The sequence below is a fragment of the Burkholderia sp. BCC1996 genome (assembly GCF_905339955.1).
GTDB lineage: Bacteria > Pseudomonadota > Gammaproteobacteria > Burkholderiales > Burkholderiaceae > Burkholderia.
In genome coordinates this window covers 295,170-318,324 of sequence record NZ_CAJPHM010000002.1, presented here as the reverse complement: position 1 = coordinate 318,324, position 23,155 = coordinate 295,170, and the positions used below count along the sequence as shown (strand labels likewise).

Annotated in this window: 21 protein-coding genes; 12 read left to right on the top strand and 9 right to left on the bottom strand. The window is 67.1% G+C overall.

Annotated elements, in window-relative coordinates:
* Positions 1-144: 144 nt before the first annotated feature.
* Positions 145-1,227: an AraC family transcriptional regulator gene (locus tag U4Z64_RS03500; protein WP_321819250.1), complete on the bottom strand. Its 1,083-nt coding sequence runs from the start codon at positions 1,225-1,227 to the stop codon at positions 145-147.
* Between the two features lie 76 nt (positions 1,228-1,303).
* Between U4Z64_RS03500 and U4Z64_RS03495 the strand changes: the two genes are divergently transcribed.
* Positions 1,304-3,337: an NADPH-dependent 2,4-dienoyl-CoA reductase gene (locus U4Z64_RS03495; RefSeq protein WP_321819249.1), complete on the top strand. Its 2,034-nt coding sequence runs from the start codon at positions 1,304-1,306 to the stop codon at positions 3,335-3,337.
* Positions 3,338-3,361: 24 nt separating this feature from the next.
* On the opposite strand, the gene U4Z64_RS03490 is transcribed toward U4Z64_RS03495, so the two are convergent.
* Together U4Z64_RS03490 and U4Z64_RS03485 are read right to left on the bottom strand one after the other, a co-directional pair.
* On the bottom strand, positions 3,362-3,772 hold the full coding sequence (locus tag U4Z64_RS03490; RefSeq protein ID WP_044847560.1) for a DUF2471 family protein: 411 nt from the start codon (positions 3,770-3,772) through the stop codon (positions 3,362-3,364).
* Between the two features lie 292 nt (positions 3,773-4,064).
* Positions 4,065-4,958: a LysR family transcriptional regulator gene (locus U4Z64_RS03485; RefSeq protein ID WP_321812212.1), complete on the bottom strand. Its 894-nt coding sequence runs from the start codon at positions 4,956-4,958 to the stop codon at positions 4,065-4,067.
* An 86-nt stretch (positions 4,959-5,044) separates the two neighbouring features.
* Here U4Z64_RS03485 and U4Z64_RS03480 point away from each other — a divergent pair, with 86 nt between their 5' ends.
* Complete coding sequence (locus U4Z64_RS03480) at positions 5,045-5,830, top strand: NAD(P)H-dependent oxidoreductase (protein ID WP_321803086.1); 786 nt, start codon at positions 5,045-5,047, stop codon at positions 5,828-5,830.
* Positions 5,831-5,974: 144 nt separating this feature from the next.
* On the opposite strand, the gene catC is transcribed toward U4Z64_RS03480, so the two are convergent.
* The 3 genes from catC to U4Z64_RS03465 are packed head-to-tail and all read right to left on the bottom strand — an operon-like array spanning position 5,975 to position 8,381.
* Entirely contained in the window at positions 5,975-6,265 is a 291-nt protein-coding gene (gene catC, locus U4Z64_RS03475; protein ID WP_044847557.1) for a muconolactone Delta-isomerase, read from the bottom strand.
* Between the two features lie 43 nt (positions 6,266-6,308).
* On the bottom strand, positions 6,309-7,211 hold the full coding sequence (gene catA / locus U4Z64_RS03470) for a catechol 1,2-dioxygenase (RefSeq protein ID WP_321819248.1): 903 nt from the start codon (positions 7,209-7,211) through the stop codon (positions 6,309-6,311).
* Positions 7,212-7,247: 36 nt separating this feature from the next.
* The gene (locus tag U4Z64_RS03465; protein WP_044847555.1) at positions 7,248-8,381 is read right to left on the bottom strand and encodes a muconate/chloromuconate family cycloisomerase; all 1,134 of its coding nucleotides are present in this window, start codon (positions 8,379-8,381) and stop codon (positions 7,248-7,250) included.
* A 91-nt stretch (positions 8,382-8,472) separates the two neighbouring features.
* Between U4Z64_RS03465 and U4Z64_RS03460 the strand changes: the two genes are divergently transcribed.
* Positions 8,473-9,363, top strand: a complete 891-nt coding sequence (locus U4Z64_RS03460; RefSeq protein WP_044847554.1) for a LysR family transcriptional regulator — start codon at positions 8,473-8,475, stop codon at positions 9,361-9,363.
* Between the two features lie 191 nt (positions 9,364-9,554).
* Here U4Z64_RS03460 and andR read toward each other — a convergent pair whose 3' ends face one another.
* A complete protein-coding gene (gene andR, locus U4Z64_RS03455) occupies positions 9,555-10,511 on the bottom strand; it encodes an anthranilate 1,2-dioxygenase regulatory protein AndR (RefSeq protein ID WP_321819247.1) in 957 nt (318 codons plus the stop codon).
* Between the two features lie 210 nt (positions 10,512-10,721).
* On the opposite strand from andR, the gene andAc reads away from it, so the two are divergent.
* From andAc to U4Z64_RS03430, 5 genes are all read left to right on the top strand, one after another.
* Complete coding sequence (gene andAc / locus U4Z64_RS03450) at positions 10,722-11,993, top strand: anthranilate 1,2-dioxygenase large subunit AndAc (RefSeq protein ID WP_321819246.1); 1,272 nt, start codon at positions 10,722-10,724, stop codon at positions 11,991-11,993.
* Positions 11,994-12,010: 17 nt separating this feature from the next.
* Positions 12,011-12,496: an anthranilate 1,2-dioxygenase small subunit AndAd gene (andAd, locus tag U4Z64_RS03445; RefSeq protein WP_321812216.1), complete on the top strand. Its 486-nt coding sequence runs from the start codon at positions 12,011-12,013 to the stop codon at positions 12,494-12,496.
* A gap of 25 nt (positions 12,497-12,521) precedes the next feature.
* Positions 12,522-12,848 (top strand): anthranilate 1,2-dioxygenase ferredoxin subunit AndAb, encoded by a 327-nt coding sequence (andAb, locus tag U4Z64_RS03440; protein ID WP_044847551.1) that lies wholly within the window; start codon positions 12,522-12,524, stop codon positions 12,846-12,848.
* The gene (gene andAa, locus U4Z64_RS03435) at positions 12,838-14,058 is read left to right on the top strand and encodes an anthranilate 1,2-dioxygenase system ferredoxin--NAD(+) reductase (RefSeq protein WP_321819245.1); all 1,221 of its coding nucleotides are present in this window, start codon (positions 12,838-12,840) and stop codon (positions 14,056-14,058) included. The genes andAb and andAa overlap by 11 nt, the downstream gene beginning before the upstream one ends.
* Positions 14,059-14,222: 164 nt before the next feature.
* On the top strand, positions 14,223-15,509 hold the full coding sequence (locus tag U4Z64_RS03430) for a DUF445 domain-containing protein (RefSeq protein ID WP_321819244.1): 1,287 nt from the start codon (positions 14,223-14,225) through the stop codon (positions 15,507-15,509).
* A gap of 48 nt (positions 15,510-15,557) precedes the next feature.
* On the opposite strand, the gene U4Z64_RS03425 is transcribed toward U4Z64_RS03430, so the two are convergent.
* Together U4Z64_RS03425 and U4Z64_RS03420 are read right to left on the bottom strand one after the other, a co-directional pair.
* Entirely contained in the window at positions 15,558-15,857 is a 300-nt protein-coding gene (locus tag U4Z64_RS03425; RefSeq protein WP_006750245.1) for an addiction module antidote protein, read from the bottom strand.
* Positions 15,858-15,860: 3 nt separating this feature from the next.
* Complete coding sequence (locus U4Z64_RS03420; RefSeq protein ID WP_121858857.1) at positions 15,861-16,178, bottom strand: type II toxin-antitoxin system RelE/ParE family toxin; 318 nt, start codon at positions 16,176-16,178, stop codon at positions 15,861-15,863.
* A 395-nt stretch (positions 16,179-16,573) separates the two neighbouring features.
* On the opposite strand from U4Z64_RS03420, the gene U4Z64_RS03415 reads away from it, so the two are divergent.
* The 4 genes from U4Z64_RS03415 (at position 16,574) to U4Z64_RS03400 (ending at position 23,144) form a co-directional block, all read left to right on the top strand.
* Positions 16,574-18,214: an acetolactate synthase large subunit gene (locus U4Z64_RS03415; protein ID WP_044847547.1), complete on the top strand. Its 1,641-nt coding sequence runs from the start codon at positions 16,574-16,576 to the stop codon at positions 18,212-18,214.
* Between the two features lie 28 nt (positions 18,215-18,242).
* On the top strand, positions 18,243-19,676 hold the full coding sequence (locus U4Z64_RS03410) for an aldehyde dehydrogenase family protein (RefSeq protein WP_257770668.1): 1,434 nt from the start codon (positions 18,243-18,245) through the stop codon (positions 19,674-19,676).
* Between the two features lie 245 nt (positions 19,677-19,921).
* Positions 19,922-21,505, top strand: coding sequence for a Na+/H+ antiporter (locus U4Z64_RS03405; protein WP_321819243.1), 1,584 nt, complete (start codon positions 19,922-19,924; stop codon positions 21,503-21,505).
* A 505-nt stretch (positions 21,506-22,010) separates the two neighbouring features.
* The gene (locus tag U4Z64_RS03400; RefSeq protein WP_044847544.1) at positions 22,011-23,144 is read left to right on the top strand and encodes a hybrid sensor histidine kinase/response regulator; all 1,134 of its coding nucleotides are present in this window, start codon (positions 22,011-22,013) and stop codon (positions 23,142-23,144) included.
* Positions 23,145-23,155: the final 11 nt, after the last annotated feature.

Here is a 23,155-nt window from a genome sequence, read left to right as displayed (position 1 = left end):
CGACCGCAACCGATGCGTCGAGCGCCGTTCCATTGACTTAGACGATACGCGTGCGCGGTGACCTTCGGGTGCCGGTGCATGCGCGCGTGCCAACCCCGCGACCGGGACGTTGCGTCTGCACGGCGCCGGCGCGCGCTTTCCGGCTTACTCGCTCGCCGGGTCGCCGGCCGCTTCCCGATACGCACTCGGCGTCTGCCCGGCCCAGCGCCGGAATGCGCGCGTGAAATTCGCCGGGTCGGTGAACTGCAGCCGCTCGGCGATCGTCTTCAGGTCGAGGTCCGACGCGCAGAGCAATTGCTTCGCATCGCGAAACCGCGCTTCGTCGAGCAGTTGCCGATAGCTCGACCCGGCGTCCTCGAGCCGACGCCGCAACGTGCGCGTCGATACGAGCAGCGCGTCGGCGAGCGCCTCCGGGCTCGAATAGTCGCCGGCCGTTCGCGCCAGTTCCGCGCGCACGCGCTCGACGAGATCGCCTTCCTCCTGGCGTACCTGCGCATACTCGCGCTCGACCTGCACCAGCGCCTGCCGGTGCGCGACTTCGTCGGCGAGCGGCAGCGGCCAGTCGAGCACGTCGTGCGCGATCCACAGCGCGTTCGCCGCGCAGCCGAATTCGACCGGCGGCAACTGGTCGCGATAACGCGCGAAATAACCGGGCTCGGGCCACGTGAAGCGCAGCACGATCGGCGGCGACGCGCGTCCGGACCACTGCGAGATGTTCTGCGCGAGCCCCGTCAGCACGAACTCGAACATCACGTGATGCTGCAGCACGGGGCTCGCCTGCACGCCGTGCAGCTCGAGCGTCGCGCCGTGCGCGTCCTCCGCGTAGGTCAGCCGATATTGGCGGTTGCGCATCCGAAAGTAGCGCTGCGTGACGACCAGCGCTTCGCGGATGTCCCGCGCGGTCAACGTCGCATAGCCGAGGAAGCCGTGCACGGTCGGCTTCAGCAGCAGCCCGAACGCCAGCCCGATGCCCGGATCGCCGCCGATCTCGATCGCGTTGAGCACGAGCCGGCCCCATTGCGACGGCGCGACGCGCGCGTCCGGTTCGGCCAACACTGCATCGCGCAGTCCGGTGCCCGCGCGCACCGCGGCCAGGTCGACGCCGCGTGCGGCCAGCGCCTGCAGCAGCAGGCGCGTATAGGCGACCGGAATCGTCGGCCGGCGTAGCCCGAGGTGATCCTTGCGAAACGGGGAGGTCATGTCGATTTGGCCGGAAATGACAAGCATTATGGCTGTTTGCCCCCTCACGTTCAAGGCGGCGCGCGGCCTACGATGACACGCATCGCTTACCGGCAGGATCATCATGACGACTTCGTTTCCCCATCTGCTCGCGCCGCTCGACCTCGGCTTCACCACGCTGAAGAATCGCGTGCTGATGGGGTCGATGCATACGGGCCTCGAGGACAGCCGCAAGACGCTGCCGCGGCTCGCCGACTATTTCGCCGAACGCGCACGCGGCGGCGTCGGCCTGATCGTGACCGGCGGCTTCGCGCCGAACGTGGCCGGCTGGACCAAGCCGTTCGGCGGCACGCTGATGACGTCGGCCGGCGCGCGGCGCCATCGCGTGATCACCGACGCCGTGCATGCGGACGACGGCAAGATCGCGCTGCAGATCCTGCATACCGGCCGCTACGGCTACCACCCGTTCGCGGTCGCGCCGTCGAAGATCAAGTCGCCGATTTCGCCGTTCGCGCCGCGCGAACTCAGCGCAAGCGGCGTGGAGCGGCAGATTCGAGCATTCGTCCGCTGCGCGCAGCTCGCGCGCGAGGCCGGTTACGACGGCGTCGAGATCATGGGCTCCGAGGGCTACCTGATCAACCAGTTCATCTCGATGCATACGAACAAGCGCACCGACCAGTGGGGCGGTTCGTACGAGAACCGGATCCGCCTGCCGATCGAGATCATCGAGCGCACGCGCGAAGCGGTCGGCCGCGACTTCATCCTGATCTACCGGCTGTCGATGCTCGACCTGATTCCCGACGGCAGCGACTGGAGCGAGACCGTGCAGCTCGCGAAGGCCGTCGAGCGCGCGGGCGCGACCATCATCAACACCGGGATCGGCTGGCACGAGGCACGCGTGCCGACGATCGCGACGTCGGTGCCGCGCGGCGCGTTCGCGTGGGTGACGAAGAAGATGAAGGGCGAGGTCGGCATTCCGCTCGTGACGACCAACCGGATCAACCGGCCGGAAGTGGCCGAGCAGATCCTTGCGGACGGCTGCGCGGACATGGTGTCGATGGCGCGTCCGCTGCTCGCGGATGCCGAGTTCGTCGTCAAGGCCGCGCAGGGCCGCGCCGACGAGATCAACACCTGCATCGGCTGCAACCAGGCGTGTCTCGACCACGCGTTCAGGAACAAGATCGCGTCGTGCCTGCTGAACCCGCGCGCCTGCCACGAGACCGAGCTGATCTATACGCGCGTGCAGCAGCCGAAGCGCATTGCGGTGGTCGGCGCCGGGCCGGCCGGGCTTGCATGCTCGACCGTGCTCGCGCAGCGCGGCCACCACGTCGACCTGTTCGACGCGGCAGCGGAGATCGGCGGCCAGTTCAACATGGCGAAGCGGATTCCGGGCAAGGAGGAGTTCGACGAAGCGCTGCGTTATTTCGGCCGGCAGGTCGAGCTGACCGGCGTGAACCTGCACCTGAACCGCCGCGTCGATGCGAGCGAACTGATCGCGGGCGGCTACGACGAGATCGTGCTCGCGACCGGCGTGGCGCCGCGCGACCCGAAGATTCCCGGCCAGGACGGGCCGAATGTGCTCAGCTATATCGACGTGCTCGCCGGCAGGCAGCCGGTCGGCCGGCGTGTCGCGGTGGTCGGCGCGGGCGGCATCGGCTTCGATGTCGCCGAGTATCTGGTGCAGGACGGCGAGTCGCCGACGCTCGATCTGGAAGAGTGGAAAGCGGAGTGGGGCGTGACCGATCCGGCCGCGACGCGCGGCGGCGTGACGCGCGCGCAGGTCGCGGCGCCCGCTCGCGAAGTGACGCTGCTGCAGCGCAAGGCCGCGCCGCTCGGCAAGGGGCTCGGCAAGACGACCGGCTGGATTCACCGCGCGACGCTGAAGATGAAGCAGGTGAAGATGATCGGCGGCGTGAACTACGAACTGATCGATGCGCGCGGGCTGCACGTGTCGTACGGCGAGCAGCGCACCGATCACGAACTGATCGAAGCCGACACGATCGTGTTGTGCACGGGGCAGGAGCCGCAGCGCGCGCTGTTCGCGCCGCTGCAGGCGGCCGGACGCTCCGTGCATCTGATCGGCGGCGCGGAACTGGCGGCCGAGCTCGATGCGAAGCGGGCGATCGATCAGGGCGCGCGGCTCGCGGCGCGGCTGTAACGGTACGGCCGCGAGGCGCCGCCGTCACTCCATCTCGACGCGTTGTGTCTCGCGCTCTTCCGCTTCCAGCATCGCCTTGACGATCAGATAGACGGCGGGCAGATCGTCGTCGTCGCGCTTCCAGTCGACGGCTTCCTCGACGTCCGCGGCGACCATCCGGCTGTCGCGCAGCCGAATGAAGGCGTCGACGACCATCGGATCGTTACGGTTCAGGAAGCCGGTGTTCGAGAACGCCAGCTCCTCGACATTCAGCAGCGCCTGCCAGCTCATCGTGCGGACTGCGGCCGGATGGCTGCGGCGCCGCAAGCCGAGCGCCCGCTGCGCAGGGCCGCCGACGACACGCTGAAGATCGACGACCGCTTGCCGCGCGGCACGCTCGAAGTGGACGGGGTTGAAGCCGGGTTGCTCGGGATCGAATGCGGATGACTGGAACATGGTCGCCTCACAAAAGTCCGTCCGTCATGGGTGACGGAATTCGGGTCAAATGGTACAAAAGTACTGTAAATATATACAGTGTTCGAGGCGGTTTCAAGTGCTGAATGATTGTGTTCGTGCGGCGACCGGCTTCGGGTGAGCGGATTCGGGCGAGCGGCGAGGGCGGCGGACGCATGAAACCGCATTAGTCAGAAGCCCGTTTCTGCTCCGTGCTCTTCGCTGCATCGCGCTGCGCACGTCGTGTCTCGGAACCTCGCGGTGGCCTCACTGCGCCGACCGCCCGTCTGGCGAGCTACACCGACGCGGCAATCGTCTCCCGCAGCCATCGATGCGCCGGATCGCGATGCACGCGCTCGTGCCACAGCATCGACATCTCGTAGCCGGGCACCTCGACCGGCGCCTCCACGACGCGCAATGCGGGCGTGTTGCGCACCAGCCGCTCGGGCAGCATCGCCACGAGGTCGGTTGTGGCGACGGCCGTCATCACGAACAGAAAATGCGGCACCGACAGCACCACGCGCCGCGTGGCGCCGGCTTTGGCGAGCGCTTCGTCCGTCACGCCGAAGAAGCCGCCGCCGTCGGGCGACACGATCACGTGTTCCAGCGCGCCGAACTGCGCGAGCGTCGGGCGGCGCTTCAGTTTCGGATGACCGGCGCGGCCGACCAGCACGTAACGTTCGACGAACAGCGGCAGGCGACGCATCCCTTCCGGCGAACCGTCTGTCGTGTGGAAGGCCAGGTCGATACCGTTTCGCTCGGCGTCCTGCTCGATGCGCGGCGGCACGAGTTCGACGACGGCGAGGCGCGTCGCGGGCGCAGCCGAGCGCAGCGTGTTCAGCGCGGGCAGCACGATCGTCGATTCGCCGTAGTCGGTTGCGGCCACGCGCCACGTATTCGTCGCGGTTGCCGGATCGAACGGCGTGGCCGTCAGCACCGCGCGTTCGACTGCTTCGAGCGCATCTCGCAGCGGCTCGCGCAGCGTTTCCGCGCGCGCGGTCGGCCGCATTCCTCGCGGCCCCGGCAGCAACAGCGGATCGCCGAACAGGTCGCGCAGTTTTTGCAGCTGCACGCTGACCGACGGCTGCGACATGTTCAGTTTCTCGGCCGCCCGCGTGACGTTGTGCTCGGCGAGCAGCACGTCGAGCGTGACCAGCAGGTTCAGATCCAGTCGTCTGAGATTGTTCACGGCTATACCTGGAATATCGGGAATTCATTTCCAATATACCGTTGGCGGCAGCATCCTGCAGTCATTCCATCAACGGAGCAGTGAACATGAACGTGCTGATCGTCTACGCCCATCCCGAACCGCGCTCGCTGAACGGTGCGTTGCGGGATTTCGCGGTCGAGCATCTCGAAGCGGCAGGCCATGCCGTGCAGGTGACCGATCTGTATGCGATGAACTGGAAGGCCGTGTTCGACGCGGATGACGTGACCGACCGTGCGCCCGATGCGCGCTTCGATCCCGCACGCGATTCGAAGCGCGCGTTCGAGACGGGCACGCAGCGCGACGACATCGCGCGCGAGCAGGACAAGCTGAAGTGGGCCGACGCGGTGATCCTGCAGTTTCCGCTGTGGTGGTTCTCGATGCCGGCGATCATGAAGGGCTGGGTCGAGCGCGTGTATGCGTACGGCTTCGCGTACGGCGTCGGCGAGCATTCCGACCTGCACTGGGGCGACCGTTACGGCGAAGGTTCGCTGGCCGGCAAACGGGCGATGGTGATCGTCACGACGGGCGGCTGGGAGTCGCATTACAGCGCGCGCGGCATCAACGGGCCGATCGACGACGTGCTGTTCCCGATCCAGCACGGGATTCTGTATTACCCGGGGTTCGACGTGCTGCCGCCGTTCGTGATTTACCAGACGCACCGGATGGACGACGGGCGCTTCGACGAAACGCGTGCGGCGCTCGGCAAGCGTCTCGACGAACTGTGGAGCGCGCAGCCGATTCCGTTCCGGCGACAGAACGCGGGCGACTACGACATTCCGGCGCTGACGCTGAAGGCGGAAATCGCGCCGGGGACGGTCGGGTTCGCGGCGCATCTGGCGAGCGAGCGGTGATCGTCACTGCATCGTCGTGACGCGGGGCGCCACCTGAACCCGGCGGCTGTGCAAAACGTCACGGGCGACCGGCGAGAAAATCGCCGGCCGCCCGGGGCGTGCTTCGCGCGGCCGTTCGATAACGCCGCGCTTCACATTCACTGCTTACCGATCATCTTCCCGCACCGAAGAAGGATGCCGGCACAGCGCCCGCACTTCCATCTCCATATACGGAAACAACGGCAGCTGACTCAACAGGTCGTGCAGCTGCTGCACGCTCTCGACGTCGAAAATACTGACGTTCGCATACTTCCCCGCGATCCGCCACAGATGCCGCCAGACGCCTTCGTTCATCAGCCGCTGGCACATCGCCTTCTCTTCGGCCTTCAGCGTGGCCGCCTTGACCGGATCCATGTCCGCCGGCAGGCGGACGGTCATTTCCACATGAAACAGCATCCTGCGCTCCTTGCGTTGTCGATTCGCCGAACGGGACGGCCGCTCAGGCCTGCGCCCGCACCCGTTCGACTTCGCTCGCCGGCACGTCCTGCTTGTCCTTGAGCAGCGAGAAATCGAAGTCGATCAGCGCGAACTGCCCGTCGACGCCATACGGCTTGCCTTCCGCGCCCTCGGCCTGCCTGATCTTCGGGATCAGCCCTTCGCGGGTCGCGAATGCGAAGTCGTCCCAGATATGCGGATCGCCTTCGATGTTGATCTGCGTCGTCAGCTTACGATATCCGTCCGCGGAAACGAAGAAGTGGATGTGCGCCGGACGATGGCCGTGGCGGCCGAGCTGGTCGAGCAGTTGCTCGGTCTTGCTGCCCGGCGGCACGCTGTAGCCGACCGGCAGCACGCTGCGGAAGCTGTAGCGGCCCTCGGCATCGGTGCGGATCGAGCGGCGCAGGTTGAACGCCGGCTGCGACTGATCGAAGTACGAGTAGTTGCCCAGATGGTTCGCGTGCCATACCTCGACGAGCGCATTCGCGATCGGCGTGCCGTCCTGGCCGAGCACCTGGCCGCGCATGATCAGCGTCTGGCCCGGATCGGTGCCGTCGTCGAGACGCGCATGGCCGACCGATTCCGGTGCGCCCGCGACATACAGCGGCCCTTCGATCGTGCGCGGCGTGCCGCCGTGGAAGCCGGCCTTCTCCTCGGCCTCGTCCATCCGCACGTCGAGGAAGCGCTCGAGGCCGAGGCCCGCGGCGATCAGCCCGAATTCACGGCCGGCTTCGTTCAGGTAGTTGAGCGCGGTCCAGAACTCGCTCGGCTGCACGTCGAAATCCTCGATCGTGTAGCAGAGGTCCTTCACGATCCGGTTGACGATCGCGCGCACGCGCGGATTGCCGGGCTTTTCCGCGGCGTCGTCGAAGGTCTTCAGCAGGGCGTCGATGGCTTGCTTGTTCATCTGTGTCTCCGGTTTCGGTTGTCGTGTCGTGCGGGATCAGCGGGCGTCGCGTCGCATCCGTTCGATGCGGGCCCAGTCGAAGGTGATGCCGAGGCCGGGCGCGGCCGGCAGGTGCAGCTTGAAATCCTGGTAGCGCAGCGGCTCGACGAGGATTTCCTCGGTGAGCAGCAGCGGGCCGAACAGCTCGGTGCCCCATTTCAGCGAGCCGAACGTGCTGAACAGTTGCGCGGACGCCATCGTGCCGGCCGCGCCTTCGAGCATCGTGCCGCCGTACAGGTCGATGCCGGCCGCCGACGCGATCGATGCGACGCTCGCCGCGCCGAGCAGGCCGCCCGACTGCGCGATCTTCACCGCGAACACGTCGGCCGCGCGGTCCTGCGCGAGCGCAAACGCATCGACGGGGCCGTGCAGCGCTTCGTCGGCCATGATCGGAATGTGCGCGAGCTGCGTGAGGCGTTTCAGCCCCGCGCGATTGGTTGCGGCGATCGGCTGCTCGACGAGGCTCACGCCGGCGTCCGCGAGTCGTGCGCCGGCGCGGATCGCGTCGGTTTCGGTCCAGGCCTGGTTCACGTCGACGCGCACGTCGCCGCGCTCGCCGAGCGCGCGCTTGATCGCGATCACGTGCGCGACGTCGTCGTCGACCGCGTTCGAGCCGATCTTCAGCTTGAATGCGCGATGGCGGCGTGCGTCGAGCATCGCCTCGGCTTCCGCGATGTCGCGCTGCGTGTCGCCGCTCGCGAGCGTCCACGCGACGTCGACCGCGTCGGTCGTGCGGCCGCCGAACAACTCGGACAGCGGCACGCCGAGGCGGCGCGCCTGCGCATCGAACAGCGCGGTTTCGAGCGCGCACTTCGCGAACCGGTTGCCCTGGAACAGCTTGCGCGCACGCGCCATCGCAGCGCCCGGACGCGTCGCGTCCATGCCTTGCAGCAGCGGCGCGAAGTAGGTGTCGATGTTGACCTTGATGCTCTCGGGGCTCTCCTCGCCATACGCGAGCCCGCCGATCGTGGTCGCCTCGCCGACGCCTTCGATACCGTCCGTGCATCGAACGCGAACCAGGACGAGGGTCTGGCAATTCATCGTCGCGACCGACAGTTTGTGGGGCCGAATCGTCGGCACGTCGACGAGCAGCGTGTCGATGCGTTCGATGGTGGCGGCAGTTGCTATCATGCGATTCCTCCTGTTGGTGCACATGGTAGGAATTCCCGCCCGGCGTCGTCCAACACTCTTTCCGACTACTTCCATACCTTTGAGGCATGAAATGGAATTGCGCCAGCTCCGCTACTTCATCGCCGTCGCGGAGGAAATGAACATCACGCGGGCCGCGGAGCGGCTGCACATGACGCAGCCGCCGTTGAGCCGCCAGCTCCAGGCGATCGAGGACGAGGTCGGGCTGCCGCTGTTCGAGCGCGGCGCGCGGCCGCTGAAACTGACCGACGCGGGCCGCGTGTTCTATGCGCAGGCGACGCGGGTCGTCGAACAGGCCGACGAGCTCGGCCCGCTGACGCGGCGGCTCGCGCAGTTGTCGGAGCGGATCGTGATCGGCTTCGTGCCGTCGACGCTCTATGGCGCGCTGCCGGACGTGATCCGCGCGTTTCGCGAGGCGCAGCCGGACGTCGAGCTGTCGTTGATCGAAATGTTCACGCTCGAGCAACTCGGCGCGCTGAAGGGCGGGCGGATCGACGTCGGGTTCGGCCGCCTGCGCTTCGACGACGACCAGCTCGTGCGCGAGGCGCTGATCGAGGAAAAGCTGATCGCGGCGCTGCCGGTTGGCCATCCGCTCGCCGATCCGGACCGGCCGCTGACGCTCGCGGACATCGCGAACGAGACGCTGATCGTCTATCCGAGCACGCCGCGGCCGAGCTTCGCGGACCAGCAGTTGTCCGCGCTGCGCGACGGCGCGCTCGTGCCCGCGGCCGTGCACGAGGTGCGTGAACTGCAGACGGCGCTTGGCCTCGTCGCCGCGCAGGTGGGCGTGTCGCTGGTGCCGGAAAGCGTGGAAGGCGTGCGCGTGAAGGGCGTCGTCTACCGGCGGCTGCCGGAACCCACGGCGACGTCGCCGATCATCATGAGCCGCCGGCTGCACGGCGAAAGCGCCGCGACGACCGCGTTCTGCGCGATCGCGCGGGCGATGATCGCGCCGGCGGCGTAGGGCCGGCCGTTTCCGTATCAATTGCAACTAACGGTCAATTTCGCCGCGCTACGCCGAATTCGGAGAGCGCATCGCGATGCGATGTCATTTGCCGTAGATGCAGGCGCGCAGCGAGGCGATCAGGCCGGCAGGCCGGCAGGCGGGAAGGCGCAAGCAGCAAGGCAACCGACCCCGACAAGCCCGGCACCCGCCTACCGCTTCCCGTCGAGCGTCTCCGACGGCGATTCGCCGAACTTCTCCCGGTACGCGATCGCGAACCGCCCGAGGTGTGTGAACCCGCAATCGAGTGCGATATCGGCGATCCGTCGCTCGGACGCCGACCCGCGCAGCAACTCCCGCGCATGTTCGAGCCGCGTCGCGCGCAGGTATTGCATCGGGCTCATCCCGCGGAACTGCAGGAAGGCGTCGCGCAGCGTCCGCTCCGGCACGTTGGCGGCCTGGACGATATCGGCGAGCTGCAGCGGCTGCGCGTAGTGCGCGTTCACGAACTCCTGCGCGCGCCGCACGAACCCCGGCGCGGGATCGAGGCGCGCGCTCGGTATCGACGGCGGGTGGCCTTCGATCAGCAGATCGATCAGCAGGTGCTCGAGCTGCGACGCGACGCGCGGGTTGGCATTCGCGCGTTCGAGCAGTTCGGGCGAGCGGGCGACGAGCATCAGCTGCTGACGCCACGCGGCGAGCGCGGCATCGCTGATGTGCAGCACGGGGTCGAGCATCGCGCGCGGATCGCCGGTCAGCGAGCCGGCGGTCGCGGCATCGATGCGCAGCACGAACTGCTCGCAGTCGGCGGAGAGCACCGCGTCGAAGCGCTCGCCGGGCGCGCACAGCACGCCCGTCTGCCCGTCGACGCCGAGCCGGCGGCCCATCGCGTGGACTTCCGCCTGCCCGGACAGGCAGAACATCAGCAGGTAATAGCCGTCGACGGCGTCGACCTGCACGCGCATCGCGTCGCCGAACGCGATGGTGCCGATCCCGAGCCCGCCGAGCCGGACGAAATCCATATGCGATGCGCCTTGCACGCGCCCGCTCGGCAGCAGCGCGTGCGGCTGCATCACGCGCGAGATCCGCTCGCGGGTCTCGTCGAGATCGCGGGATTCGAACAGCCGGTGCGCGCGCAGCGCAAGCGGCTCGAACGACGTTGGGGACATGGGCATCGGCCTTGGTGTGGACGCGCGCTTCGATCCGACGAATGGGTCGCGATCGTGCGCCGGGTCGCGTGTGTCGCCATGCTAGCGCAGAAATCCGCCGAAAGTGGATATTGCGCCGCCGCAATCGCACTTTCCGGATAGACGCCGAATATTAGCTTTTCAAAAATCGGCTCCATGGAATCAACGAACCGGAACCACAAGGAGTCCGACATGGAGCAGACAGAATCGCCCGTCGTATTCGCCGCGCGTGACGACGCGTCCGATGTGCGCTTTCCGCACGAAGACGGCTCACGCGTGCCGTACAAGGTGTTCAGCTCGCGCGCGGTCTACGATCGCGAGCAGGAACGCATCTTCCGCGGGCCGACCTGGAATTTCGTCGCGCTGGAAGCGGAAATCCCGAACGCCGGCGACTTCAAGAGCACGTTCATCGGCGATACGCCGGTCGTCGTCACGCGCACCGAGGACGGCACGCTGTCCGCGTGGGTGAACCGCTGCGCGCACCGCGGCGCGCAGGTCTGCCGCAAGTCGCGCGGCAACGCGAGCTCGCACACGTGCGTCTACCACCAGTGGAGCTTCGACAACCAGGGCAACCTGCTCGGCGTGCCGTTCCGGCGCGGCCAGAAGGGGATGACCGGGATGCCGGCCGACTTCGACCCGAAGCAGCACGGGCTGCGCAAGCTGCGCGTCGACAGCTATCGCGGGCTCGTGTTCGCGACCTTCAGCGATGACGTGGCGCCGCTGCCCGAATACCTGGGCGAGCAGATGCGTCCGTGGATCGACCGGATCTTCCACAAGCCGATCGAGTATCTCGGCTGCACGCGCCAGTATTCGAAGTCGAACTGGAAGCTGTACATGGAGAACGTGAAGGATCCGTATCACGCGAGCATGCTGCATCTGTTCCATACGACCTTCAACATCTTCCGCGTCGGGATGAAGGCGCGCTCGATTCCGGATGCGAACCACGGGCTGCACAGCATCATCACGGTGACGAAGACGGGCGACGACACGTCGGCCGCATACAAGCAGCAGAACATCCGCTCGTTCGACGAGGGTTTCCATCTCGAAGACGAGTCGATCCTCGATCTCGTGTCGGAATACGACGAGGACTGCACGAACCACATCCAGCCGATCTTCCCGCAGCTCGTGATCCAGCAGATCCACAACACGCTGGTCGCGCGCCAGATCCTGCCGAAGGGGCCGGACAACTTCGAGCTGATCTTCCACTTCTTCGGCTACGCGGACGACACGCCCGAGCTGCGCGCGCTGCGCATCAAGCAGGCGAACCTCGTCGGGCCGGCCGGCTACATCTCGATGGAGGACACGGAGGCGACCGAACTCGTGCAGCGCGGCACGGTGCGCGACGCCGATGCGACGTCGGTGATCGAGATGTCGCGCGGCAATCCGGACCAGCAGGACACGGTGATCACCGAAAGCCTGATCCGCAAGTTCTGGGTCGGTTATCAGAAGCTGATGGGCTATTGAAGCGGGAGCGCGGAACGATGGAAAACCTGACGGAAGACATGAAGACGTGGTTCGAGATTTACATGCTCCAGAACCGCTACATCGGCCACCTCGACAACGACCGGCTCGAACGCTGGCCGGAGATGTTCACCGAGGACTGCACGTACGAGATCGTGCCGAAGGAGAACGCCGATCTCGGGCTGCCGGTCGGGATCGTCCACTGCACGAACCAGCGGATGCTGCGCGACCGCGTGGTGTCGCTGCGGCACGCGAACATCTTCGAAGAGCACACGTACCGGCACATGACGTCGGGCCTCACGGTCGTCGCCGAACGCGACGGCGAGATCGACACCGAGAGCAACTACGTGGTCGTGCAGACGCGCAGCAACGGCGAATCGAACGTGTACCAGGCCGGCAAGTATTACGACACGGTCGTGCGCACGCCCGACGGGCTGCGCTACAAGACCAAGCGCGTGATCTACGACACGTCGCGCGTGCAGACGCTGCTCGCCACCCCGATCTGACCGATCCGACAGCCAAGGAAACGACATGACCGAAGCAACGCTCGCCGAATGGCACCCGCTGGGCACATTCGACGAATTCTCCGAAGACGAACCGGCGGCACGCGTCGCCGGCCAGAAGCCGATCGCGGTGTTCCGGATCGGCGACGAACTGTTCGCGATGCATGACCTCTGTTCGCATGGTCACGCGCGCTTGTCCGAAGGCTATGTGGAAGACGGCTGCGTCGAATGCCCGCTGCACCAGGGGCTGATCGACATTCGCACGGGTGCGCCGAAATGCGCGCCGATCACCGAGCCGGTGCGGACCTATCCGATCCGGATCGTCGACGGGCAGGTGGAAGTCAATGTCGGCTGACCCGTTCGTGATCGTCGGCGCCGGCCACGCCGCGCGGCGCACGGCCGAGGCGCTGCGCGCGCGCGACGCCGACGCACGCATCGTGATGATCGGCGCGGAGCGCGAGCTGCCGTACGATCGGCCCGCGCTGTCGAAGGACGCGCTGCTGACGGACGGCGGCGAGCAGCGCGCGTTCATCCGCGACGCCGCGTGGTACGACACGCAGCGCATCGAGTTGCGGCTCGGCTCGCGCGTCGACGCGATCGACCGCGCCGCGCAGCGTGTACGGCTCGATAACGATGCGACGGTGCCGTACACGCGGCTCGTGCTCGCGACCGGTTCGCGCGTGCGTGCGTTCGGCGGGCCGGTCGACGAAGGCGTCGTCCCGCATTACGTGCGCACCGTGGCCGACGCGCGTGCGTTGCGCGCGCAGCTCGCGCCGGGGCGTCGCGTGGCGGTGCTCGGCGGCGGCTTCATCGGCCTCGAAGTGGCGGCCGCGGCGCGCCAGCTCGGTTGCGACGTGACGGTGATCGACCCGGCTGCGCGCTTGCTGCAGCGTGCGTTGCCGGAAGTCGTCGGCGCGTATGCGCGGCAACTGCATGACGCGCGCGGCGTGCTTTTCCAGATGGCGACGCTGCCGCGCGCGATTCGCCGCGCCCCGGGCGGCGGTGCGATCGTCGAGACCGATCGCGGCGACGTGCCGGCCGATATCGTGGTCGTCGGGATCGGCGTCGTGCCCAATGTCGAGCTCGCGCAGGCGGCCGGCCTCGAGGTCGACAACGGGATCCGTGTCGATGCGGGATGCCGGACGGCCGATCGCGCGATCTTCGCCGCCGGCGAGGTGACGATGCACTTCAATCCGCTGCTCGGGCGTCACGTACGGATCGAGTCGTGGCAGGTCGCGGAAAACCAGCCGGCCGTCGCGGCCGCGAACCTGCTCGGCGCGGACGAAACCTATGCCGAGCTGCCGTGGCTGTGGTCCGATCAGTACGACTGCAACCTGCAGATGCTCGGGCTGTTCGGCAGCGAGCGGACGACCGTCGTGCGCGGCGATCCCGCGAGCGGGCCGTTCACGGTGTTCGGGCTGGGCGACGACGGGAAGATCGTCGCGGTGGCCGCGGCGAACCTGGGGCGCGACATCGGCGCGTCGAGGCGGTTGATTGCGGCGGGCGCGGTGCCCGATCCGGCGAAGCTAGCCGATCCGGCGGTGAACCTGAAGACGTTTCTCTGAGGCAACGCGCGAACGTGGCCGGGGCGGCCGTGTTCGCGTCGGATCGCTTGAACGCAGCAGGAAACCCGTTCGGGACAACATTCCCGGCGCGCGCGATGCGCACGGGTTTGTCGCGGGCCGGCGATCGGTGCATATTAGCGGCATTGCCGTTGCACCGGTCGCCCATGACGACAGACAAAGCCCTCGAACTGAAACGCAGCAAGCGCCGCGCGCTATGGCTGCTGCTGGCCGCCGTCGCGGTATTCGTCACGACGATCCTGCTGCCGCGCGGCCCGTGGGTCGACGGCTTCAAGGCGGTGGCCGAGGCTGCGATGGTCGGCGCGCTCGCCGACTGGTTCGCGGTCGTCGCGCTGTTCCGCCGCGTGCCGATCCCGTTCGTGTCGCGCCACACCGAAATCATCCCGAAGAACAAGGACAAGATCGCCGACAACCTCGCGGTGTTCGTGCGCGAGAAATTCCTCGGCCCCGACGCGCTCGCCGCGCAGATCCGCCAGCACGATCCCGCGCAGAAGCTCGGCGCATGGCTCGGCGAGCCCGCGAACACCGACGCGCTCGGCGGCTACGTGACGAAGCTGATGAGCTTCGCGCTCGACATGACCGACGACGCGCGGATCCAGTCGTTCGTCCACGACGCGTTCCGTGCGGTGATCGACCGGATCGACCTGTCGCAGTCGGCCGGCGCGATCCTCGACACGCTGACGAAGGACGGCCGCCACCAGGCGCTGCTCGACGATGCGATCGAACAGGTGGTCGACGTGCTCGACAGGGAGGAGAACCGCGAGGTGATCGCGGGTTTCATCGTCGAATGGCTGAAGACGCAATACCCGAAGATCGAGAAGATCATGCCGACGCAGTGGTTCGGCGAGAACGGCGCGCGCATGCTCGCGAGCGCGGTGAGCCGCGTGCTCGAAGGCGTGGCGGCCGATCCCGAACACGAGCTGCGGCAGCGCTTCGACCGCACGGTCGTGCGGCTGACCGAGCGGCTGAAGCACGACCCGGCGTTCATCGCGAAGGGCGACGAGATCAAGCGCTATATCCGCGACGGTGACGCGTTCAACGACTACGTGCGCGATCTGTGGGACCAGTTGCGCGCATGGCTGAAGGCCGATCTCGCACGGCCCGATTCGACGCTGCACCGGCAGGCCGCGACGCTCGGCGGCTGGCTCGGCGCGCGGCTCGCGGAGAGCCCGGCGCTGCGCGCGTCGCTGAACGAGCACATCGAGAAGGCCGTGCACGAGATGGCGCCGGATTTCGCGGATTTCCTGATGCGTCACATCCGCGACACGGTGCGCAACTGGGATGCGCGCGAGATGTCGCGGCAGATCGAGCTGAACATCGGCAAGGACCTGCAGTACATCCGCATCAACGGTACGCTGGTCGGCGGGCTGATCGGGCTCGGGCTGTATCTGGTGTCGCTGGTGCCGCGCTGGGCGGCGGGGTGGTTGCATTGATGCGGCCCCGAGCGTCGAGCATGTGGCGCGGCATCGTGTGCCGCCGCATCACGCGTGCGCCTTCGCACCGTGCAGTTGCAGGCCGAGCGCCTTGATCACCTTCAGGATCGTGCCGAAGCTCGGATTGCCGTCGTGCGACAGCGCCTTGTACAGCCCTTCGCGCGACAGGCCCGCGTCGCGCGCGACCTGCGACATGCCGCGCGCGCGGGCGATCACGCCGAGCGCATGCGCGATGAAGGCCGGGTCGTCGCCGGCTTCCTGCAGGCAGGCCTCGAAGTAGTCGGCCATGTCGTCGTCGGTCTTCAGGTGTTCGGCCGAATCCCACGGCCGGGTCTTGATCTTGTCCATCGGTTACTCCAGGTCGAGCCGCTCGAGCATCGCATGGGCGGCGCGGATGTCCGCCTGTTGCGTCGACTTGTCGCCGCCGCAGAGCAGGATCACCCATATCGTTCCGCGCCTGACGTAGTAGACGCGATAACCGGGGCCGTGGTCGATACGCATTTCGACGACGGGCGAGCCGGCGGATTTCCAGTCGCCCGGATTGCCCATCGACAGGCGGTCGATGCGGGCCTGGATGCGCCGCCTGGCGACGCGATCCTGCAGGCCGGCAAACCACGCGTCGAAGACATCGGTGGTCCGGATACTGAACGTAGGGGCACTGTAGGGCATGGATCTCGGTATGTCAACCATGGTTCACAGGTTCGATGAATGAAATTGGCTTGCCCCCAACGATAGGGCCGCGCGCGCCGCTTGAGGTCGAATTGGCCATCAGGCCGACCCTTTCGCGCGGCCGGACCCGGCCATTCGGCCGAAGTCGGAATTCCGCGAATCCGTCTACAATCAAAAACGTCCTTGCCGCCCGCGCGTGCTTGCCGCGCGCGGGTGAATCCGTTTGTCCTCCCGCCCAGGGAGGCGCCGTCGTGCGTTGCACACGTTGCTCCGCACGGCGGGCAGTGCCGTGGTTTGTGTCCAGTAGGTAAAGCGTCCGCGTGCCGTAGGCCGGCGCGCGTTCTGAACGTCGCGCGCCCGTAAGCCGGGCAGGCGGCATCAACCGAGAGTCCCCCATGAAAGCATCGGATCTGTTCGTGAAGGCGCTGGAAGCCGAAGGCGTCGAGTACGTGTTCGGCATTCCCGGCGAGGAAAACCTCGATCTGCTCGAATCGCTGCGGCGCTCGAAGATCAAGCTCGTGCTGACCCGGCACGAGCAGGCGGCCGGGTTCATGGCCGCCACCTACGGCCGCCTGACGGGCCGCACCGGCGTGTGTCTCGCGACGCTCGGGCCGGGCGCGACCAACTTCGTGACGGCCGCCGCGTATGCGCAGCTCGGCGGCATGCCGATGCTGATGATCACCGGGCAGAAGCCGATCAAGTCCAGCAAGCAGGGCCACTTCCAGATCGTCGACGTCGTCGACATGATGCAGCCGCTCACGAAGTTTACGCGGCAGATCGTGTCGATCGGCAACATTCCGTCGGCGGTGCGCGAGGCGTTCCGCCGCGCGGAGGAGGAGCGCCCCGGCGCCGCGCACCTCGAACTGCCGGAAGACATCGCGCACGAGGAGGGCGACGGCAAGCCGATTCCGCGCAGCTACAGCCGGCGGCCGGTGGCGGAGGAGAAGGCGGTCGCGCACGCGGTCGACGCGATCCAGGCCGCGCGTCACCCGCTGCTGATGATCGGCGCGGGCGGCAATCGCAAGACGACCTGCAAGATGCTGCTCGAATTCGTCGACAAGACGGGCATCCCGTTCTTCACGACGCAGATGGGCAAGGGCGTGATCGACGAAACGCATCCGCTGTGGCTCGGCAACGCGACGCTGTCCGACGGCGACTTCGTGCATCGCGCGATCGAGCATGCGGACTGCATCATCAACGTCGGCCACGACGTGATCGAGAAGCCGCCGTTCTTCATGCGCACGGACGACAAGACCGTGATCCACGTGAACTTCCTCGGCGCGCAGGTCGATCCCGTCTACTTCCCGCAGATCGAAGTGGTCGGCGACATCGCGAACGCGGTGTGGCAGATGAAGGAAGCGGTGACGCCGCAATCGCACTGGGATTTCGAGCGCTTCAAGATGATCAAGGCGCATTTCGACGCGCACCTCGAGAAGGGCCAGCACGATCCGCGCTTCCCGATGTACCCGGTGCGGATCGTGAACGACCTGTACAACGCGCTGCCGGTCGACGGGATCGTCTGTCTCGACAACGGGATGTACAAGATCTGGTTCGCGCGCTACTGGCGCGCGCACGAACCGAACTCGCTGCTGCTCGACAACGCGCTCGCGTCGATGGGCGCCGGCCTGCCGTCGGCGATCGCGACGAAGATCGTGCATCCGCAGCGCAAGGTGATCGCCGTCTGCGGCGACGGCGGCTTCATGATGAATTCGCAGGAACTCGAAACGGCCGTGCGGCTGAAGCTCGACATCGTCGTGATGATCCTGCGCGACGATGCGTTCGGGATGATCCGCTGGAAGCAGGAAAACATGAACTTCCCCGATTTCGCGATGACGCTGAAGAACCCCGATTTCGTGTCGTATGCGCAGAGCTACGGCGCGCACGGGCATCGCGTCGAAGCGGCCGACGATCTCGGGCCGCTGCTGCGCGACTGCTTCGCGACGCCGGGCGTGCACGTGATCGACGTGCCGATCGACTATTCGGACAACGAGCGCGTGCTCAACCGCGAAATCAAGCGCCTGTCGGCGCAACTCTGAATCCGCCGTTCACCGGAAGGAGCGCTCCATGCTGAAGGATACCTATCCGTACTATCTGGCCAACGAGGCCGTCTACGCGAACACCGATCTGGAAGTCACCGACAAGTTCAGCGGCAAGGTCGCGACGCGCGTCGCGCTGGCCGACGCGAAGGCGATCGATGCGGCCATCGGCGCGGCGGTCGACGCCGCGAAGCCGATGCGCGAGTTGCCGGCCTACAAGCGGCAGGCGGTGCTCGACCACTGTGTCGCGCGCTTTCGCGAGCGCTTCGACGAGCTGGCCGAGGCGTTGTGCATCGAGGCCGGCAAGCCGATCAACGATTCGAAGGGCGAAGTGACGCGGCTGATCGATACGTTCCGCGTCGCGTCCGAGGAGTCGGTGCGCATCGACGGCGAAGTGATCAACCTCGAGATCTCGGCCCGCGCGCAAGGCTACACCGGCTATACGCGGCGTGTGCCGATCGGCCCGTGCTCGTTCATCTCGCCATTCAACTTCCCGTTGAACCTCGCCGCGCACAAGGTCGCACCGGCGCTGGCCGCAGGCTGTCCGTTCGTGCTGAAACCGGCGAGCCGCACGCCGATCGGCGCGCTGATCATCGGCGAGGTGCTCGCCGAAACCGACCTGCCGAAGGGCGCATTCTCGGTGTTGCCCGCGCATCGCGACGGCGCGGACCTGTTCACGACCGACGAGCGCTTCAGGCTGCTGTCGTTTACGGGCTCGCCCGCCGTGGGCTGGGCGCTGAAGGAGAAGGCCGGCAAGAAGAAAGTCGTGCTGGAGCTCGGCGGCAACGCGGCGGCGATCGTCGACGCGGACCAGCGCGACCAGCTCGACTACGTGGTCGAGCGTCTCGCGTTCGGCGCGTATTACCAGTCGGGCCAGAGCTGTATCGGCGTGCAGCGGATCCTCGTGCATGCGGACCTGTACGACGCGCTGCGCGACAAGCTGGTCGCGAAGACGCGTTCGCTGAAGATGGGCGATCCTAAGGATCCGTCGACGTTCGTCGGCCCGATGATCTCGGAATCCGAATCGCGCCGCCTGTCGGGCTGGATGGATGCGGCCGTCGCGGCGGGCGCGAAGATCGTCGCGGGCGGCAAGGTCGACGGCGCGATGTTCGAGGCGACGCTGCTGGAAAACGTCGGCCGCGAACAGGACCTCTACCGGAAGGAGGCATTCGGTCCGGTCGCGATCCTCGAGAAGTTCGAGCGCTTCGACGATGCGCTCGCGCGCGTCAACGACAGCGACTTCGGGTTGCAGGCGGGCGTGTTCACCGATTCGCTCGCGCATGCGCAGCGCGCATGGGACGAGCTGGAGGTGGGCGGCGTCGTGATCAACGACGTGCCGTCGTTCCGCGTCGACAACATGCCGTATGGCGGCGTGAAGGATTCGGGGCTCGGCCGCGAAGGGATCCGCTACGCGATCGAGGACATGACCGAGCCGCGCCTGATGGTCGTGCGGCGCCGCTAGCCGCGACGGGCGCCGCATGACGGCACGCGGGCGGGCGCATCGCGCCGGCCCGCGTGCCGTTTTCGTTTCGGCGCACACCGACGGATCGCGGCGATGTCCGCCGTGCGCCATCGTCGCGGCAGCGCGTGCCGCGCCGGCCGAACGCGCTCGACTGCACGCATCGCATCGTGATGTAATCGCGCGAAATGGCCAGCCGGGGTACGACATCGGCTGGCGTGCGCATTCATTCCTCACGAGGTCGATTCATGTCCCCCGTCTCGGCATTCAAGCTGGTTCTGTTGTCATTCCTCGCGATCGTCGCGCTCGAATACATCGCCAAGCGGTTGCGGTTGCCGCCAGCGGCCGCGCTGCTGATCGGCGGCATCGGCATCGCGTTCATTCCCGGCCTGCCGCCGATCAACCTCGATCCGGAGCTCGTGCTGCTCGTGTTCTTGCCGCCGCTGCTGATGGACGGCGCGTATTTCACCGTGTGGGAAGAGTTCAAGCGCAATGTGGGCGGCATCCTGCTGCTCGCGATCGGCGCGGTGGTGTTCACGACGTTCGCGGTCGGCTTCGCCGTGCACTGGGTCGTGCCGTCGCTGCCGTGGGCCGCGTGCTTCGCGCTCGGCGCGATCGTGTCGCCGCCCGATGCGGTGGCCGCGAAGGCGGTGCTCGAACGCGTCGCGCTGCCGCGCCGTCTGATGGTGCTGCTCGAAGGGGAGAGCCTGCTGAACGACGCGGCGGGCCTGGTGCTGTTCCGCTTCGCGGTCGCCGCCGCGCTGACGGGCGCGTTCAGCCTCGAGCACGCGGTCGTGCGTTTCGCGGAACTCGGGCTCGGCGGCGTCGTGGTCGGCTTCCTGGTCGGCAAGCTCGTCGTGTGGTTCCTGAAGCTGCTCGACGACGACTACCTGGTGGTCACCGTCGCGGTGATCGCCGGCTGGATCGCATACATCGCGGGCGAGATGGCCGAGGTGTCGGGCGTGATCGCGACGGTCACGACCGGCATGATCGTCGGCTGGCATCAGCACGAGGTGTTCTCGGCGGCCGTGCGCACGCGCGGCACCGCGTTCTGGCAGGTCATCGTGTTCCTGCTCGAAGCGCTGGTGTTCGTGCTGATCGGGCTGTCGCTGCGCGGCGCGATCCACCGGCTCGGCGGCTTCGAGCAGGTGCTCGCCACGATGATGCCGGCCGTGCTAGCGGTGCTGGCGGCCGTGATCGTATCGCGCTTCGTGTGGATCTATGCCGTCGAGGTGCTGAAGTGGCCGGTGCGCGGGATCGTGCGGCGCGGCGGCGCGCCCGACTGGAAGGCCGCGACGGTCATGAGCTGGGCCGGCATGCGCGGGGTCGTGACGCTGGCGATCGCGCTGTCGTTGCCGGAGGCGCTGCCGGGCCGCGACGTGATCCTGGTCGCGTCGTTCGCGGTGATCCTCGTCACCGTGCTGCTGCAGGGCACGACCATCGGCCCGCTGATCCGGCTGCTGCGCCTGCCGCAACGCGAAGAGCGCGCCGTGCATCACCTGACCGAGCCGCAGACGTGGGCGCATATCGAGGCAGCGCAGCTCGCGGCGATCCAGCCGCTGGTGCGCGACGACAGCGGCAACGTGATTCATCCGCGCCTGCTGGAGCAATACACGTATCGTGCGGAGCTGACCGAGCGGGCGAAGAACGAGCCCGAATATCCGGCGGAGGTCCGCGTCGCGCACTACGACGTCGTGCTGGCCGCGATCAAGGCCGGGCGCGCGGAGCTGCTGCGCCTGCATCGTACGGGCCGCATTCACGACGAGATGCTGCACGTGGTCGAGCGCGATCTCGACCTGCAGGAAGTGTCCGCGCAGCACGCGCGCGGGTAACCGGCCGCGCGGCCGGGCGTGAGCGCACGGCCGCCTTGCTGCGCCACCGGCGCCGGCCGGCGGCGTTCGATGCGTGCCGCGTCGCGGCCGATCCGGTTGCGGCGCGTGCTTTTCTCCTCTCCACCTTCCCCATTCCGTCGCATCGAAATCCGGTCCCGATCCGTTCGACGGGCGGCCTTGCAGCGCATGCAAACCTCATGGCGGCGGCTTCGCAAACGTTGTCGTCTTTCGCGCCAGGAAATGATCTGATTTATCTGAATTCCGCTCTCTCATCATATTTGGCAAAACTAAACCGGAAGGAGATAGATGCTGTGTTCTAATTTCATTTAGAATCAGCCGGTTATCTTTATTGAGAGAAAGCGCGCGGAGGTAATGCGACCGTCGTCGGGGTGAATTCGACGTTCGGATCCCCGCGAGGCAATGCCGACAGGCCAGATCGGCAACACAGGCGGATTTCTCTGCCGCCATGTTTTAAGATGGCGTCCAAGTCGGATAAACAACTCCTATGAAAGAATCAATTGGAGATTTGGCGTTTGAAACGGTATTTATGAAAGAATCCAGCGGTGAAAATGCGCCGGATTGTCTCGAATCGGGGCTATCGGTTCTGCTCGTCGACGATCAGCCGTTCGTCGGCGAGGTGATCCGTCGCGCGCTGCGCAGCGAGCACGATATCGACCTGCATGTGTGCACCGACGCACACCGGGCGATGGCGGTCGCGCGCGACGTGAAGCCGACGGTCATCCTGCAGGATCTCGTGATGCCGGACATCGACGGCCTCGACCTCGTTCGCGCGTGGCGCGCGAACGCCGACACCGCACGCGTGCCGATCATCGTGCTGTCGGCGAAGGAAGAGCCGATCGTCAAGCGCGAGGCATTCATCGCCGGCGCGAACGACTATCTCGTGAAGCTCCCGGACGCGATGGAGCTGACCGCGCGCATCCGCTATCACTCGAATTCGTACCTGATGTCGCGGCAGCGCGACGAAGCGCTGGATTTCCTGTCGCACGACATGCGCTCGCCGCAGACCTCGATTCTCGCGCTGCTCGAGGTCTACCGGACCGAGCACGGCGACATGCCGGCGATCATGGAGCGCATTGCCGGCCACGCCCGGCGCGCGCTCGCGCTCGCCGACGGCTTCATCCACCTGACCCGCGCGCAGTCGGAACGCCGCGCGCACGAGGTCCTGAGCCTCAACGAGATCGTGCTCGACGCGGTCGACCAGCTGTGGGAGAAGGCGGCCGGATTCGGCAGCCGGGTCGTTGCCCACGTGCCCGGCACCGAGTGCGTGACGATGGGCGACCGCATGATGCTCACGCGCGCGGTCGCGAACCTGATCGACAACGCGCTGAAGTACGGCCCGGCCGGTACGGACGTGCATTGCACGCTGAGCGACGACGACGGTGCCTGGCTGATCGGCGTCGAGGACGCCGGCTCCGGCATCGCGCCCGAGCAGCGCACGGCCGCGACCGAGTCGTTCGTGCGGCTCGAATCCGCGCATGGCGCGGCGCGCGGCGGCTTCGGCCTCGGGCTTGCGTTCGTCCGCGCGACGGCCGCGCGGCATCGCGGCCAGATCCTGATGCGCAATACGGCGCGCGGTTTCATGGTCGCGCTTCGGCTGCCGGCACAAGCGGAGCGATGATTTCGCGGCGC